This window comes from Streptomyces sp. SPB162 (assembly GCF_029504575.1).
Taxonomy (GTDB): Bacteria; Actinomycetota; Actinomycetes; order Streptomycetales; family Streptomycetaceae; genus Actinacidiphila.
Genome location: NZ_JAQFII010000001.1, coordinates 2,211,371 through 2,225,752, shown reverse-complemented (window position 1 = coordinate 2,225,752; position 14,382 = coordinate 2,211,371). Strand labels below are relative to the sequence as shown.

Here is a 14,382-nt window from a genome sequence, read left to right as displayed (position 1 = left end):
CGTCCGTCCGCTCAGAGCCACCCGTAGCGCCGGAAGGCCCGGTAGACCACCGCGGAGAGCACGGCCGTCACGCCCAACATCAGCGGGTAGCCGAAAGTCCAGTGCAGCTCCGGCATGTGCTCGAAATTCATTCCGTAGAAACCGGCGATCATCGTCGGGATCGCCAGGATGGCCGCGGCCGCGCTGATCCGCCGCATATCGGTGTTCTGCTGCACGGCGAGTTGGCTGAGATTGGCCGACAACAACCCGTCCACCAACTCCGTGTAACCGGCCAGCCGCTCGCGTACGTGGGACAGATGGTCGGTGACGTCGCGCAGGTACCGGCCCACCTCGGGGCCGACGACGACGTACGCCTCCTCGGCGAGGCGCTGCAGCGGGCGGGCCATCGGATGGACGGCCCGCTTGAACTCGATCAGCTCGCGCTTGAGCTGGTAGATGCGCTCCGCGTCGTCGCCGTGCCCGGCCGAGAACACATCGGACTCCAACTGGTCCACGTCCAGCTCCACCTGGTCCGCGACGTCCAGGTAGTCGTCGACGACCTGGTCCGCGATCGCGTGCAGCACCGACGCCGGTCCCTGCGCCAGCAGTTCCGGCCGCGCCTCCAGCGCGCTGCGCACCCGGGACAGCCCCGGCGCGCTGCCGTGCCGGACGACCACGACGAAGTCCTTGCCCAGGAACATCATGATCTCGCCGGTGTCGACGACCTCGCTGGTCGCCGTCAGCTTCTCGTGCTCCACGAAGACGATCGTCTTCAGCACCAGGAAGAGCGTGTCGCCGTAGCTCTCCAGCTTCGGCCGCTGGTGCGCCTTGACGGCGTCCTCGACGGCGAGCGGATGCAGGCCGAACACGTCGGCGATCTCGCCGAGGTGCTCGGCGTCCGGCTGATAGAGCCCGATCCACGCGAAGCCGCCGCGCTCCCGGGCCACCGCCAGCGCCTCACGGGGCGGCAGGGTCGCGGAGCGCTTGCCGTCCTCGTACACCGCATAGTCCACGATCACGTCCGCGGTGCACTTGCGGGGTGCGGGCAGCGCGCCGCCACCCTCGTCGAGGGTGTGCCACTTGCCCCCGCTCCCGCCCCTGCGCCACTGCCGACCGGTCATCGTGCCCTCCTCGGTACGTATCCGGGGAAGTATCGCCGATCGGGCCGGTGGGCCGTCCGTCCGCCCCGCCGCCCGCGCGGCCCGTGGCCCGCGGTCAGGCTCCGGGCGTCCCGGGTGTCCCGTGCAGGACCGCCATCGCCGCGTTGTGCCCGGGGATCCCGCTGACCCCGCCGCCGCGCACCGCGCCCGCGCCGCACAGCAGCACGGCGGGGTCCGCGGTCTCGACACCCCAGGGGCCGGTCTCCGGGGAGGCGTGGGGCCAGCTCAGGTCACGGTGGAAGATGTGGCCGCCGGGCAGTCCGACCTCGTGCTCCAGGTCCAGCGGGGACTTCGCCTCGATGCAGGGCCGGCCGTCGGCGTCGAGCGCCAGGCAGTCGGCCAACGGCTCGGCCAGTACCGCGTCGAGCTGGGCGAGGGTGGCCTTGAGCAGCGCTTCCTTCGTCCCGGACGGGTTGGCGGTGAAGAGCCGGGCGGGGGCGTGCAGACCGAAGAGGGTCAGGGTGTGGGCGCCCTGGGCGGCCAGGGCGGGGGAGAGGATCGATGGGTCGCTGAGCGAGTGGCAGTAGATCTCGGACGGCGGGGCGGCCGGGATCCGGGCCGCCGCGGCCTGCTCGTACGCGGTCGCCAGCTCGTCGTACGACTCGGCGATGTGGAACGTGCCGGCGAAGGCCTCGCGGGGGTCCACCGAGGTGTCCCGCAGCCGGGGCAGCCGGCGCAGCAGCATGTTCACCTTGAGCTGGGCGCCTTCCGGACGGGTCGGTGCCGGCTCGCCGAGCAGCCCGGCCAGCGTGTGCGGGGCGGCGTTCACCAGCACGTGTCCGGCGCCCACCCGGCCGCCCTCGAAGGAGACTTCGGCGCGGCCGCCGTCCGTCGCGATGCCCGTCACCTCGCATCCCGTGACGATCTCCGCGCCGGCCGCGCGGGCCGCCCCGGCCAGCGCGTCCGTCAGCGCGCCCATCCCGCCCACCGGCACGTCCCAGTCGCCGGTGCCGCCGCCGATGACGTGGTAGAGGAAGCAGCGGTTCTGCCGCAGCGTCTCGTCGTGGGCATGGGTGAACGTGCCGATCAGCGCGTCGGTCAGCACGATTCCGCGGACCAGGTCGTCCTCGAACGCCGCCTCGACGCACTCGCCCAGCGGACGTTCGAACAGTGCCTCCCAGGCGGCCGGATCGTCCACGATCCGCTCCAGCTCGGCCCGGGTCGGCAGCGGCCCGGTCAGCGTCGGGAAGACGCGCTCGGCCACCCGGCCGGTCATCGCGTAGAAGCGCTGCCACGCCTCGAACTCCCGCTCCGAGCCGGTGCGGCGGACGAAGCCCTCCCGGGTCCTGGACGCGTCCTGCGAGTCGACCAGCAACCCTCCCCCAGCCTTCGACCGGGACCCCCAGGAATAGGGCGTGTACGAGGAGATCCGGCGGCGGCGGACCGCGAAGCGCAGCCCCAGATCGTCCGTGATCTTCCGCGGCAACAGGCTGACCAGGTACGAGTAGCGCGACAGCCGCGCGTCGACCCCGGTGAACGCCTGGGTGGACACGGCCGCGCCGCCGGTGGCCGGCAGCCGCTCCAGCAGCAGCACACCGCGGCCGGCGCGGGCCAGGTAGGCGGCGGCCACCAGACCGTTGTGGCCGCCGCCCACGATCACGGCGTCGTACGAGGAACGCTTCGGGACGCGGGACGCCGCGGTGTGTGAGGACATGCAGGCACGGTAGCTACCGCAGCTCCTGGGTGCAGCACTTCACGCTGCCGCCCGCCTTGTGCAGCTCTGACAGGTCGGCCGCGACCGGTTCGAAACCGCGCTCGCGCAGCGGTGCGAAGAGCCCGGTGGCACCGCGCGGCAGGACCACGTGGTGTCCGTCGCTGACGGCGTTCAGCCCGAGTGCGGCGGCGTCCTCGGCGGTCGCCAGCAGGGCGTCGGGGAAGAGCCTGGCCAGCACCTTGCGGCTGCCGGGCGAGAACGCGTCCGGGAAGTACATGACCTCGCCCGCCGTGTCGTCGAGAACGGCGAACGCGGTGTCGAGGTGGTAGTAGCGGGGGTCGGTCAGTTCCAGTCCGATGACCGGCCGGCCGAAGAACTCCTGGGCCTCCGAGTGCGAGAGGGGGCTGCTGCGGAAGCCCATACCGGCCAGGATCCACTGCGAGGTGACGGCGAAGTCGCCCTCGGCCTCGTTGATGTGCTGCGGCTCGCGCACCTCGGTGAACCCGTTGCGGCGGAACCACGCCAGGTGCGCCGGCGCCTCGTCGGTCCGCTCCGCGTTGAAGAACCGGGCGCCGAGCACCCGGCCGTCCACGACGGTGGCGCCGTTGGCGGCGAAGACCATGTCGGGCAGGCCGGCCACCGGGGCGAGGACCTCGACGGTGTGGCCGAGGGAGCGGTAGAGGTCCCGCAGTTCCTCCCACTGGAAGAGCGCGAGTACGGGGTCGACCGGCTTGGCCGGGTCCATCCACGGGTTGATGGAGTAGGTCACCCGGAAGTGCTCGGGCGGGCACATCAGGTACCGCCGGGGTGTGGCGGTTCGGACTGTGCGCAATGCGGGCTCCTCGTCTGTGAGGCTCCGATGGAACGCCGATGGGGTCGCGTGGCCGCAGTGAGGTTACGTACGCGCACAAATCGTCCACCCTGGGCGGCCGGAACGCATCGAGCCGATTGGGTGGTTCGCGCGGCGGTTTTCATACACGGCGGCCTATCGGCCGCGAAGGGCTACGCGCTCAGCGGGTGGGCGGCGGCGAGGTCCGCGAGGACGGCGCCGTTGAGGGCGAAGGCGGTGCGGCACTCGTCCACGACGCGCTGCTTCTCCAGGTCGTCGACGGCCAGGGCGTCCAGCCGGTCGCGGTACTCGCGCTTGAACGCGGCCGGGTTGCCGATCCCGTCGAAGACGTAGAACCGGACCCCGTCGCCCTCGCGCTCGAACCCCCAGGTCCGCTCCGCGATGCCGCGGATCACCTGTCCGCCGGAGAGATCACCCAGATAGCGGGTGTAGTGATGTGCGACATACCCGGCGGGCCACGTCCTGGCGACCTCGATGACCCGTTCGGCGTACGCCGCCGTGGCGGGTAGCGGCTCCGACCGTCGCTGCCACCCCGCGCCGAGCAGATGGTCCAGATCGCGTTCCAGCGCCGCGACGCGCAGCAGCTCGGCGCGGACGAAAGGACCGGCGACCGGGTCCCCCGCCAGTGCCGGTGCCTCGCCTTCCAGAGCCCGGTAGACGAACCACAACTGCTCGGTGTAGCAGGCGTAGGCGTCCACGCCGAGGCGGCCGCCGAGCAGGTCGCTCATGAAGGCCGAGCTCTCCGCCTCGGTGTGCTGCTCGTGGCTGGCGGTGCGGATCACCGTGGAGAAAAGGGACGGCGTCAAAGGGACCTCCTGCTGCGGACGAGCCGCGATCCCCGAGGACCCGGGGGAGCCCTGGATCACGGGGATCCCGACGGCCTGTCGGGAACAACGCTGCTCAAGTCCTTCCACCCCGGCTGTGCGTTCATTCCGGACAAGAGGCAGGATGATGCCCACCACCCGCGTACCGTGGACCATGGACGCGGGGGCGAGGGAAGGAGCCCGATGGCAGGCAAGAGCAGGTTGTCCGAGTGGCTGCGCCGCCGATCGGCAGGCTCGGACAGCGATCCCGGATCTGCTCCCGCCCTGGCCCGCGAGGAACTGATCCAGTCCGCCGCCGCCGCGGGCTTCCCCGTCGCACCGGCCGCGCACCCCTCCGGCTACGGCTGCTCCTGCGACCGCGTGGGCTGTCCCACCCCGGGCATGCACCCGGTCTCGTTCGCCTGGCACACCCAGGCCACCACCGATCCGCAGAAGATCGACCACTGGCTGAGCACCCAGCCGCTCGCGAACTTCATCTCCGCCACCGGCGCCAGCCATGACGTCCTGGACGTGCCGGCCGACGCGGGCGCCATCGCGCTGGACCTCCTCGCGGCCGGGGACGCGGAGGCCGGTCCGGTCGCCGCCTACGGGGACGACCGCCTGCTCTTCTTCACCGCCACCCGCGGTACCCCCGTCGACGAGGACGAGTGGTGGCCCTGCGAGCTGGACTGCCATCCCGAGACCGTCGACGAGCACCCCGGTCTGCGCTGGCACTGCCGCGCCAGTTACGTCCTGCTACCGCCCGCCAAGCTGCCGACCGGCGGCGCCGTGACGTGGCTGCCCGACCGCGGTCCCGACCGCCCGCTCCCCGACCCGCTGCCGCTGCTGGAGGTCCTCATGGACGCCTGCGCGCAGGTGGAGTACGTGCCCGAGACGGTGGGCTGGCGGCTCTGACGCCGGCCCGGCTCCGCGCCGGGCCGTTGTTCTCACGCGCCCTTGGCGGAGACCAGACTCTGCAGACGGCTCAGGAAGACGACCTTCCCCTGGGCGTCGTTCGCCGGCGGGACCGTGACGGCCTGCTCCGCCACCCGGACCAGGGTGACCGAGTTCCTCGGCGTGCCCGTCATCAGCGCCTTGGTCTCCGGGTCGTCGACATTCAGCGGCTTGCCCGGCGTGGTCAGCCGCGACTGGTGGCGGGAGGCGAAGAAGACCACCGCCCCGCCGTCCGTGGTCCGCAGCCCCACCGGCGGGAACTCGCCCGCGTCCACCGGCTGGTCGGCGTACTCGGTGACCGCGGCCGAGGTGCTCGCGTCCTTGCGGCGCTGCCGGCGCACCTGCGAGGTCTGCGGTCCGTCGGCGAAGGCCAGCGTCGCCGCGGTGCCGGTCTGCAGGTACGAGGTGTACGCGGCGCTGAGCCGGCCGGGCTCGACCAGCAGCCCCGAGTCGTCCAGCGGAACCGGCTCGGCGTGGCCGTCGTGGTCCAGCACGAACGTCGGCATCTGGTCGGCGGGGACCACCGACAGGTACGACACCTTCCACGGGTCGCCGACGGCGGACCGCTGGAAGAGCAGCAGCCAGCGGGAAGTGCCGCTGGCGTTGCTGAGGGCGTCGGCGGCGAACCACTTGGGCCAGCCGCGCTGCTCCGGTATCAGATAGTGCGCGTCGGTGAGCGTGAGCGGCACCGCAGCCGGATTGCCCTCCGGGTGGTTTTTGTGCCGCGCCGTCATGGTCGCGTGGTCCATCGCGCCGAGCGCGCCGGTCTCGGCCTTCGCCAGCACCGCCGGGTCGTAGCTCCGCTTGGCGTCGTTGTTGAGCCGGGTGAAACGATCGAGGGCCTTGGCGGCCTCAGCCTTCGTCACCGCCGGCACGAACGCCCGCTCCCCGTGCACGGTCACGCATCCCGTCACCGGCATCAGCGTGAGCAGCAGAACTGCGGCTGTCAGGGACCACCTGCGGCGGGTCATTCGGCGTGGGCTCCTTCGGGGCTGCTGCGGTCGGCGCAACCCTACCGGGGGCGAGGAAGAAGGCCATGGTCGGTACGAGATACAGCGCCCACACCGTGACCTGGACGACGGTGGGATCCGGCTGGAAGTTGAGCACACCCTTCAACACGGTCCCGTACCAGCTGTCCTGAGGGATCGTGGAGCTGATGTCGAACGCCACCGAGCCGAGGCCGGGCAGCCAGTCGGCCTCCTGGAGGTCGTGCACGCCGTAGGCGAGCACGCCCGCCGCGACGACGACCAGCATGGCGCCGGTCCAGGTGAAGAACTTCGCCAGGTTGATCTTCAGGGCGCCCCGGTAGAAGAGCCAGCCGAGCACCACCGCGGTGAGCAGCCCCAGCGCGACGCCGATCAGCGGCTGCGTCGACCCGTCCTCAGAACCGGCCGCCGACACGGCCGCCCAGACGAAGAGCGCGGTCTCCAGCCCCTCGCGGCCGACCGCCAGGAGCGCGGTCGCGACGATCGCGGCGGTCCCCATGGCGAGCGCCGCGTCGAGCCTGCCGTGCAGCTCCTTCTTCAGGTGCCGCGCGGTGCGCCGCATCCAGAAGACCATCCAGGTGACCAGGACGACGGAGAGGATCGACAGCGTTCCGCCGAGCGCCTCCTGCGCCTTGAAGTCCAGCGACGAGGACCCGTACTCCAGCAGCGCGCCGAAGGAGGCGCTGACGACGATGGCCACGGCCACGCCGATCCACATCGGCAGCAGGGCCTCACGGCGCCCGGACTTCACCAGGTACGCGATGAGGATGCAGACGACCAGGCTGGCTTCGAGCCCCTCGCGCAGGCCGATCAGATAGTTGCCGATCACGGCCGGTCACTTCCCTTCGAAGAGGCCGCGGCCCCACCAGTCGGAGGCGTCGCGCACGCCCGGGGGGCAGGCGAAGTGCGCGGAACCCACATGCTGGATGTACTCGTTCAGGGCGTCGGTCCTGGCCAGTCGGTTCTGCACCGGGATGAAGCCGGAGCGCACATCGCGCTGGTAGGCGAGGAAGAACAGCCCGGCGTCGAGCCGGCCCAGGCCGTCCGTGCCGTCCGTGAAGGAGTAACCGCGGCGCAGGATCGTCGCGCCGGCGTTGCTGTCCGGATGCGCCAGGCGGACGTGCGCGGTCGGCAGCATCGCCTTGAGGATCGGGGTGTCGTGTTCGCGCTGTTTGCCGACCGGCGCGCCCTCGCCCTTGTTCCGCCCGAAGATGTCCTCCTGCTCCTGGAGCGGAGTGCGGTCCCAGGTCTCGATGTGCATCCGGATGCGCCGGGCGACGAGGTAGGAGCCGCCGGCCATCCAGGCGGCGCCGTCCTTCGCGGCCGCCCACACGTGCGCGTCCTGCGTCGCCCGGTCGCTGCCCGCGACGTTGTGCGTGCCGTCCTTGAACCCCATCAGGTTGCGCGGGGTCTGCTCGTCCGGCGTCGTCGAGGACGTCTTGCCGAAGCCCAGCTGCGACCAGCGCACGGCGACCTTGCCGAAGCCGATGCGGGCCAGGTTGCGGATCGCGTGCACGGCGACCTGCGGGTCGTCCGCGCACGCCTGGACGCAGAGGTCGCCGCCGCTGCGGGTCGCGTCCAGGTTGTCGTGCGGGAACGCCGGCAGGTCGACGAGGGCGGTGGGACGCCGGGCCTTGAGGCCGAAGCGGTCCTTGCCGTCCTTCTCGAACAGCGTCGGGCCGAAGCCGATGGTGATCGTCAGCCGGGAGGGCGGCAGGCCGAGCGCCTCGCCGGTGTCGTCCGGCGGCGCCTCGGGCAGGCCGCCGACGGCGCCCGCGCCGACCGGCTTGCCGGCCGTCATCGCGGCGGCCGCCGCCGTCCACTCCTTCAGCAGCGCGACGAGTTCGGCGCGGTCCTCGGTCTTCACGTCGAAGGCCGCGAAGTGCAGCCGGTCCTGGACCGGGGTGGTGATACCGGCCTGGTTCGCGCCGTGGAAGGCGACGACGTTGGCCGCGGAGCCCGCCGGCTGCACGTCGCTCCCGGTGCGCACGGCCGCCGCGGCGCCGCCCGCGGCGGCCGCGCCGAGCGCGATGCCGGCGCCGGTCCAGCCGATGACGGCGCGCCGGGAGACAGGGCCGCCGGCCCGCCCCGCCGTGCCGTCCTGGTCCGGAACGTCCGGCTGGGACGGTGCCGCTTCGGTGATCTTCTCGTCAGCCATGGGGACTCCGTTACTTCGCGACGGCCGCGGCGAGCTTGGAGAGCGGCTCGGCCAGCGCGTTGACGCCGTCCGAGAGCTCCTTGCGCTGGGCCGCGTTCACGGTGTCGTACGAGACGAAGGTGTCACCGCTCTTGTACGTGTCGAGCAGTGTGTTGATCGCGGCGAACTGCTTGTCCAGTTCCTTGGCCAGCTCGGGGTTGTTCTGCGAGGCGACCGGCTTGAGCAGCTCGTAGGCCTTCAGCGCACCGCCGACGTTGGCCTTGAAGTCCGACAGGTCGGTGTGGCTGTAGCGGTCCTCCTCACCGGTGACCTTGCCGGTGGCGACCTCGTCCAGCAGCTCCTTGGCCCCGTTGGCCATGCTGGTCGGGGTGATCTCCGCCGTGCCGACCCGCTTCTGCCAGCCGGTGAGGTCGGTGAGCAGCTGCGCGGCGAGCTGCTTGTCCTCCGCGGAGATCGCCTTCGTCGCCCACAGCGACTTCTCCAGCTTGTGCCAGCCGGTCCACTTCTGGCCGGGCTCCAGGCCGTCCTCGCGGGTGTCCGTCTTCGGATCGACGTCGCCGAAGGACTCGGCTATCGGCTCGGTGGACTCCCAGCCGGTGCGGGACGGGGCGAACGCCGCCTTCGCGCCCTCGACGTCGCCCTTGATGACCGCGTCGGTGAAGACCTTGACCTTCGGGATCGTCGCGTCGGCCTCGCTCTGCGCCCACTTGCGGTACTCGGCGACGGCCGTGTCCAGCCGCGGGTCGTTCTTCTTCGGCGCGCCGGCGCCGGTGACGCTGACCTTGGTGCGCAGGCCGTCGCCCTTCATCCCCGGCTTGCAGGTGACCTCGTAGTCGCCGGCCTTGAGCTCGGCGGAGATGTCGGCCTTGGTGCCGGGGCCGATGTTCTCCCGCTCGGTCACGATCTTGTCGCCCGGCGCGTAGACGTACAGCTCGTTGACCTTGGAGCCCTTGTTCTCGAACGCGAACTTCACGTGCCCGGCCGGGAAGCTGGTCTGCGAGACCTTGCAGGAGTCGTCGGTGGCGGTGACCTGGACGGCGTCGGACGCCTTCGCGTCCGTCTTCTTGGAGCACCCACTGACGGCGGCGAGCGTCGCGACGACCGCGACGGCGGTGACGACGGAGAGACGGGCTGCGGGCATGCGGGACTCCAGGCGGTTCAGGGACGCTCACGATAGGGGTCGGCCGGGTGAGGCTGGCCTAACTTATCTGAGCCTTGCCTTTGTCGTACCCGCGGGGTCCTGCGATGTCCAGTGATTCCGGTCTCATCGGTCGCACTCGGGGGCGCGTGGCGGCGCGCCCCTCGCCGGTCATGGCAGCGTGAGCACCTCTGCGCCGGTTTCGGTGACGACCAGGGTGTGCTCGAACTGGGCGGTGCGCTTGCGGTCCTTGGTGACCACCGTCCAGCCGTCCTCCCAGATCTCGTAGTCGTGGGTGCCCAGCGTGAGCATCGGCTCGATGGTGAACGTCATGCCCGGCTTGATCACGGTGGTGGCGTGCGGGGCGTCGTAGTGCGGCACGATCAGCCCGGAGTGGAACGACGTGTTGATGCCGTGCCCGGTGAAGTCCCTGACCACCCCGTAGCCGAAGCGCTTGGCGTACGACTCGATGACCCGCCCGATCACGTTGATCGCCCGGCCGGGCTTGACCGCCTTGATCGCCCGGTTCAGCGACTCCTCGGTGCGCTCGACCAGCAGCCGCGACTCTTCGTCGACGTCGCCGCAGAGGTACGTGGCGTTGGTGTCGCCGTGCACCCCGTGGATGAACGCCGTCACGTCCAGGTTGACGATGTCGCCGTCGCGCAGCTCGGTCGAGTCCGGGATGCCGTGGCAGATGACCTCGTTGATCGACGCGCACAGCGACTTCGGGAAGCCCCGGTAGCCGAGGTCCGAGGGGTAGGCGCGGTGGTCGCACATGTACTCGTGCGCGACGCGGTCCAGCTCGTCCGTCGTCACCCCCGGAGCGATGTGCTTGGCCGCCTCCACCATGGCCCGCGCGGCGATCTGCGACGCGATACGCATCTTCTCCACGGTTTCGGCGTCCTGCACCTCCGGCCCGGTGTACGGAGTGGGCGCGGGCTTGCCCACGTACTCGGGCCGGGGGATCGAGGGGGGTACCGGGCGCGGCGGGGAGAGCTTGCCGGGAACGAGGAGCGACTGACCAGACATGCCGACGAGTGTATCGGCGGGCGATCGGGCAGGCTGGCGGCAGGTACTCGTACATCAGGAGGCGGACATGGCGCTGTTCAAGGCGAAGAAGCCGGCCGGCAAGCCGGGCGAGTGGTTCTACTGTCTGGAGCACAAGAAGGTCGAGGAAGGGCCCGAGTGCCCGGCCAAGGACCGGTTCGGGCCCTACGCCGATCGCGCCGACGCCGAGCGGGCGATGCAGACGGCCGCCGACCGCAACCTCGCGTGGGAGACGGACCCCCGCTGGCACGACAAGGGGGCGGGCGAGGACGACGAGCCGAGCCCGTCCGGCCCCTGAGGGCTCGGGCTCAGACCGCCGTGGCCGCCGCGGACGCGGGTGACTCGACGGGTCCCGCGGGCGTGGCGGCGGGTCCGGTCTCCGGTTCCGCCGTGGCCTGGCGCATCCGCACCGCGTGCTCGTTGGTGCGGGCGTCGTAGGACATCAGTTTGGGCAGCGCCAGGGCCAGCAGCCCCACCGCCGCGACACAGGCCGCACCGCCGCTCCAGACCGAGGTGCGCGCGCTGGTCAGTGCGGCCATGCCACCCGCCCTGACCTGGCCGAGCTGCGGCCCCACCGAGTACGACAGCAGCTCGATGCCGGCCAGCCGGCCGCGCAGCTCGTCCGGGATCGTCTGGTTCCACATCGTGCTCCGGCCGATGCCGCTGACCATGTCGCAGCCGCCGGCGACCGCCAGCAACAGCAGGACCAGCCAGATGTTCGCCATCCACCCGGCGACGGCCATCGCCACCCCCCAGCCGATCGCCGAGACCACCACCAGCCGGCCGTGCCGGTGGATCCGCGACGTCCAGCCGCTGGTGACGCTGACCGCGAGCGAGCCGACCGACCCGGCCGCGTACATCAGGCCCAGCGCCCAGGGGGCGTGCAGGTCGTCGGCGAGGAACGGGAAGATCGCGGTGGGGAAGGCGAAGAACATCGCCGCCATGTCGATCGCGTACGTGCCGAGCAGCTCCTTGCGGCTCCAGGCGTAGCGCGCGCCCTCCGCTATGCCGCGCAGCGACGGCTTCTCCGCGTCGTGCGCCGCCGGTGACGGCCGCAGCCCCATGGCCAGGACGACCGAGACGGCGAACGTGCCGATGTCGATGGCGTACGCCCACGACAGCCCCGCGAAGGCGATGAGCACGCCCGCCAGCGAGGGGCCCGCGATGGCGCCGACCTGCCAGCGCAGCGCGTTCAGCGACGCCGCGGCCGACAACTGGTCGTGCGCGACGATCCGCGGCACGATCGAGTCCAGCGCGGGGCGCTGCAGCCCGGTCAGGGCGCTCGACGCCGCCGCCACCACGTACAGCGGCCACACCATCGGGTGCGGCAGCAACGTGTTGGCGAGCAACAGCGCCGACAGCAAGCCGAGCGCGGCCTCGCTGTAGAGGATCAGCTTCCGGCGGTCCATGGAGTCGGCGAGCGCGCCCCCGTAGAGCCCGAACACGATCAGCGGTACCAGCTCGACGGCGCCGATGGCGCCGACCGCGACCGCGGACCCGGTCAGCTCCTTGATCTGCACCGGCAGCGCGACGAACGTCAGGAAGCTGCCGAAGACCGTCACCACCCCGGCCATCCACATGAGGCGGAAGTCGCGCGAGGAGCGCCAGGGGGCCAGGTCGGGGAGCAGGGCTCTCCACCGGGACGGGGGCGGGCCGGGTTCGGAAGGACTGTCGTTCACGGGTTCGCATGCTCCGCCTCCGGGCCGCGCGGGGCAAATGGATTTCGGGCCCGGGCCGGATCCTCGCGGGCGGCGCTCGGCCGCTACCAGCGGGTCGGTGGAGGCGACGTCAGCTGGTCGGCCAGCCGGGCGAGCCGGTCACGGAACGAGCCGTGCCGGCGGGCGGCCGGCAAGCTGTTCTCACCGGCCGCGGCGGCGACCAGGTGCTGCAGCAGGTCCATCCCCATCGGCGCCGGGGCGGCCGCTGCCGCCGGATCGGCCGGTTCGGTGCCGGCTTCCTGCCGGGCTTCGGCCGCCGGACCGGAATCCGTCTCCGCCCCGAGGCCCGGATTCACCTCCGTTCCCGTTCCCGTACCCGTACCCGTTCCTGTTCCCGTATCCGTTTCCGCTTTCGGCTCCGGCGGTACGGTCAGCGCGTCGTGTGCCAGTCGCCGCAGCTCCGGGTCGCCGGCGTCCATCGCCAGCACCGTCGCCCCGCCCCGGCGGGCGTCCGCCACCCGCTCCAGCAGCGCGGCCTCCGGCGGCTGCGGGCTGACCACGAACACCGTCTCGCCGCGTCGTGCGGCCTCCAGCCGCCGCAGTCCCACGGCCAGGTGCGCGGGGGCGCCTGCCGGGACCCGGAACCGCACCAGGGTCGGAGACAGCCCCGTCAGACCGCTCCACGCCGCCTCGTCGTCCAGGTGCGCCGCCAGGTGCCACGGTTCGTAGCCGCGGGTCCCCACCAGCAGCAGTCCGCCGGGACGCCGGTGCACCGACGCCCGCAGCGACCCCGCGAAGGACCGCGCGGACTGGAGCCACTCGGTCCCGGCCAGTACTTCCCGCAACAGCGCCACCCGTACCGCGTCCATGTCGGGCATCCTGCCGGACCGGCGGCACCGCACGGGCCCGCTCGCGGCACTTCCCCCGCAACGGGTGACGGCGGGCCGCGCGTGGCAGGATCGCCCGCATGACTTCCCCTGACGATGTGAACAGCACCCCCGACGCCAAGCCCGCTCCCGCCAAGGCACCGGCCAAGGACCCCTGGGACCTGCCGGACGTGTCCGGCCTGGTGGTCGGCGTGCTCGGCGGTACCGGCGACCAGGGCCGCGGGCTCGCGTACCGGCTGGCGAAGGCCGGCCAGAAGGTGATCATCGGATCGCGCAACGCGGACCGCGCCACGACCGCCGCCGGCGAGCTGGGGCTCGGCGTGGAGGGCGCGGACAACGCGGAGTGCGCCCGGCGCAGCGACATCGTGATCGTGGCGGTGCCGTGGGACGGGCACGCCAAGACCCTGGAGTCGCTCCGCGGGGAGCTGGCGGGCAAGCTCGTCGTCGACTGCGTCAACCCGCTGGGCTTCGACAAGCAGGGCGCGTACGCGCTGAAGCCCGAGGAGGGCAGCGCCGCCCAGCAGGCCGCCGCGCTGCTCCCGGAGTCCCGGGTGACCGCGGCCTTCCACCACCTGTCGGCGGTGCTGCTCTCCGACCCGGAGATCGCGGAGATCGACACCGATGTGATGGTGCTGGGCGAGGTGCGCGCGGACACCGATCTCGTCCAGGCGCTGGCCGCCCGCATCCCGGGCATGCGCGGCGTCTTCGCCGGCCGGCTGCGCAACGCGCACCAGGTCGAGTCGCTGGTCGCCAACCTGATCTCGGTGAACCGCCGCTACAAGGCCCACGCGGGCCTGCGCGTCACCGACATCTAGGCCGTGTCTGGCACATCCCGCCTGGCCCGGGACGCCTGGCACGCGCGCTCTCCCCCAGCTACCGCTGGGAGGGACCCCCAGTTGTCGGACCCGCCCCGGTACGTCCAGTACAGGGGCGACCCTCCGCCGTGCGATCGCACGCACCAGACGCCCCGGGCCCCGCCCTCCGGGCGGACGCCGGTATGTGTCAGACACGGCCTAGACCGCCCGCCCCGGGGTCGCGGGGCACGGCGGGGTGTGGGGGACAATCGTCAGGACCGTATGTCACCGGTTCGCCGGTTTTCGGACAGGAG

General features: G+C 71.9%; 14 protein-coding genes. 3 read left to right on the top strand and 11 right to left on the bottom strand.

Annotation, left to right across the window (positions count from 1 at the left end):
- Positions 1–11 precede the first annotated feature (11 nt).
- From corA to M2266_RS10260, 4 genes are all read right to left on the bottom strand, one after another.
- Complete coding sequence (gene corA, locus M2266_RS10275) at positions 12–1,100, bottom strand: magnesium/cobalt transporter CorA (RefSeq protein ID WP_277437907.1); 1,089 nt, start codon at positions 1,098–1,100, stop codon at positions 12–14.
- Positions 1,101–1,194: 94 nt separating this feature from the next.
- Positions 1,195–2,793 (bottom strand): NAD(P)/FAD-dependent oxidoreductase, encoded by a 1,599-nt coding sequence (locus M2266_RS10270; protein WP_277437906.1) that lies wholly within the window; start codon positions 2,791–2,793, stop codon positions 1,195–1,197.
- Positions 2,794–2,806: 13 nt separating this feature from the next.
- Complete coding sequence (ddaH, locus tag M2266_RS10265; protein WP_277437905.1) at positions 2,807–3,625, bottom strand: dimethylargininase; 819 nt, start codon at positions 3,623–3,625, stop codon at positions 2,807–2,809.
- Positions 3,626–3,795: 170 nt separating this feature from the next.
- The gene (locus M2266_RS10260; protein WP_277437904.1) at positions 3,796–4,449 is read right to left on the bottom strand and encodes a biliverdin-producing heme oxygenase; all 654 of its coding nucleotides are present in this window, start codon (positions 4,447–4,449) and stop codon (positions 3,796–3,798) included.
- Positions 4,450–4,650: 201 nt separating this feature from the next.
- Between M2266_RS10260 and M2266_RS10255 the strand changes: the two genes are divergently transcribed.
- Entirely contained in the window at positions 4,651–5,361 is a 711-nt protein-coding gene (locus tag M2266_RS10255) for a bifunctional DNA primase/polymerase (RefSeq protein ID WP_277437903.1), read from the top strand.
- 32 nt (positions 5,362–5,393) lie between these two features.
- Here M2266_RS10255 and M2266_RS10250 read toward each other — a convergent pair whose 3' ends face one another.
- The 5 genes from M2266_RS10250 to map all read right to left on the bottom strand — a co-directional run bounded on the left by M2266_RS10250 (position 5,394) and on the right by map (position 10,711).
- Positions 5,394–6,371 carry a hypothetical protein gene (locus tag M2266_RS10250; RefSeq protein WP_277437902.1) on the bottom strand — a complete coding sequence of 326 codons (978 nt, stop codon included), beginning with the start codon at positions 6,369–6,371 and terminating at the stop codon, positions 5,394–5,396.
- Positions 6,253–7,215, bottom strand: a complete 963-nt coding sequence (gene efeU / locus M2266_RS10245) for an iron uptake transporter permease EfeU (RefSeq protein WP_277437901.1) — start codon at positions 7,213–7,215, stop codon at positions 6,253–6,255. The genes M2266_RS10250 and efeU overlap by 119 nt, the downstream gene beginning before the upstream one ends.
- 6 nt (positions 7,216–7,221) lie before the next feature.
- Complete coding sequence (gene efeB, locus M2266_RS10240) at positions 7,222–8,544, bottom strand: iron uptake transporter deferrochelatase/peroxidase subunit (protein ID WP_277437900.1); 1,323 nt, start codon at positions 8,542–8,544, stop codon at positions 7,222–7,224.
- A gap of 10 nt (positions 8,545–8,554) precedes the next feature.
- The gene (gene efeO, locus M2266_RS10235) at positions 8,555–9,685 is read right to left on the bottom strand and encodes an iron uptake system protein EfeO (RefSeq protein WP_277437899.1); all 1,131 of its coding nucleotides are present in this window, start codon (positions 9,683–9,685) and stop codon (positions 8,555–8,557) included.
- Between the two features lie 168 nt (positions 9,686–9,853).
- Positions 9,854–10,711: a type I methionyl aminopeptidase gene (gene map, locus M2266_RS10230; protein ID WP_277437898.1), complete on the bottom strand. Its 858-nt coding sequence runs from the start codon at positions 10,709–10,711 to the stop codon at positions 9,854–9,856.
- Positions 10,712–10,778: 67 nt separating this feature from the next.
- Here map and M2266_RS10225 point away from each other — a divergent pair, with 67 nt between their 5' ends.
- Positions 10,779–11,027, top strand: coding sequence for a hypothetical protein (locus M2266_RS10225; RefSeq protein WP_277437897.1), 249 nt, complete (start codon positions 10,779–10,781; stop codon positions 11,025–11,027).
- A 10-nt stretch (positions 11,028–11,037) separates the two neighbouring features.
- Here the strand turns inward: M2266_RS10225 and M2266_RS10220 are convergent, their stop codons facing one another.
- Together M2266_RS10220 and M2266_RS10215 are read right to left on the bottom strand one after the other, a co-directional pair.
- Positions 11,038–12,408, bottom strand: a complete 1,371-nt coding sequence (locus M2266_RS10220; RefSeq protein ID WP_277437896.1) for an MFS transporter — start codon at positions 12,406–12,408, stop codon at positions 11,038–11,040.
- Between the two features lie 83 nt (positions 12,409–12,491).
- Positions 12,492–13,256 (bottom strand): hypothetical protein, encoded by a 765-nt coding sequence (locus tag M2266_RS10215; RefSeq protein WP_277437895.1) that lies wholly within the window; start codon positions 13,254–13,256, stop codon positions 12,492–12,494.
- A gap of 98 nt (positions 13,257–13,354) precedes the next feature.
- Here M2266_RS10215 and npdG point away from each other — a divergent pair, with 98 nt between their 5' ends.
- Positions 13,355–14,089 (top strand): NADPH-dependent F420 reductase, encoded by a 735-nt coding sequence (gene npdG, locus M2266_RS10210; RefSeq protein ID WP_277437894.1) that lies wholly within the window; start codon positions 13,355–13,357, stop codon positions 14,087–14,089.
- Positions 14,090–14,382: the final 293 nt, after the last annotated feature.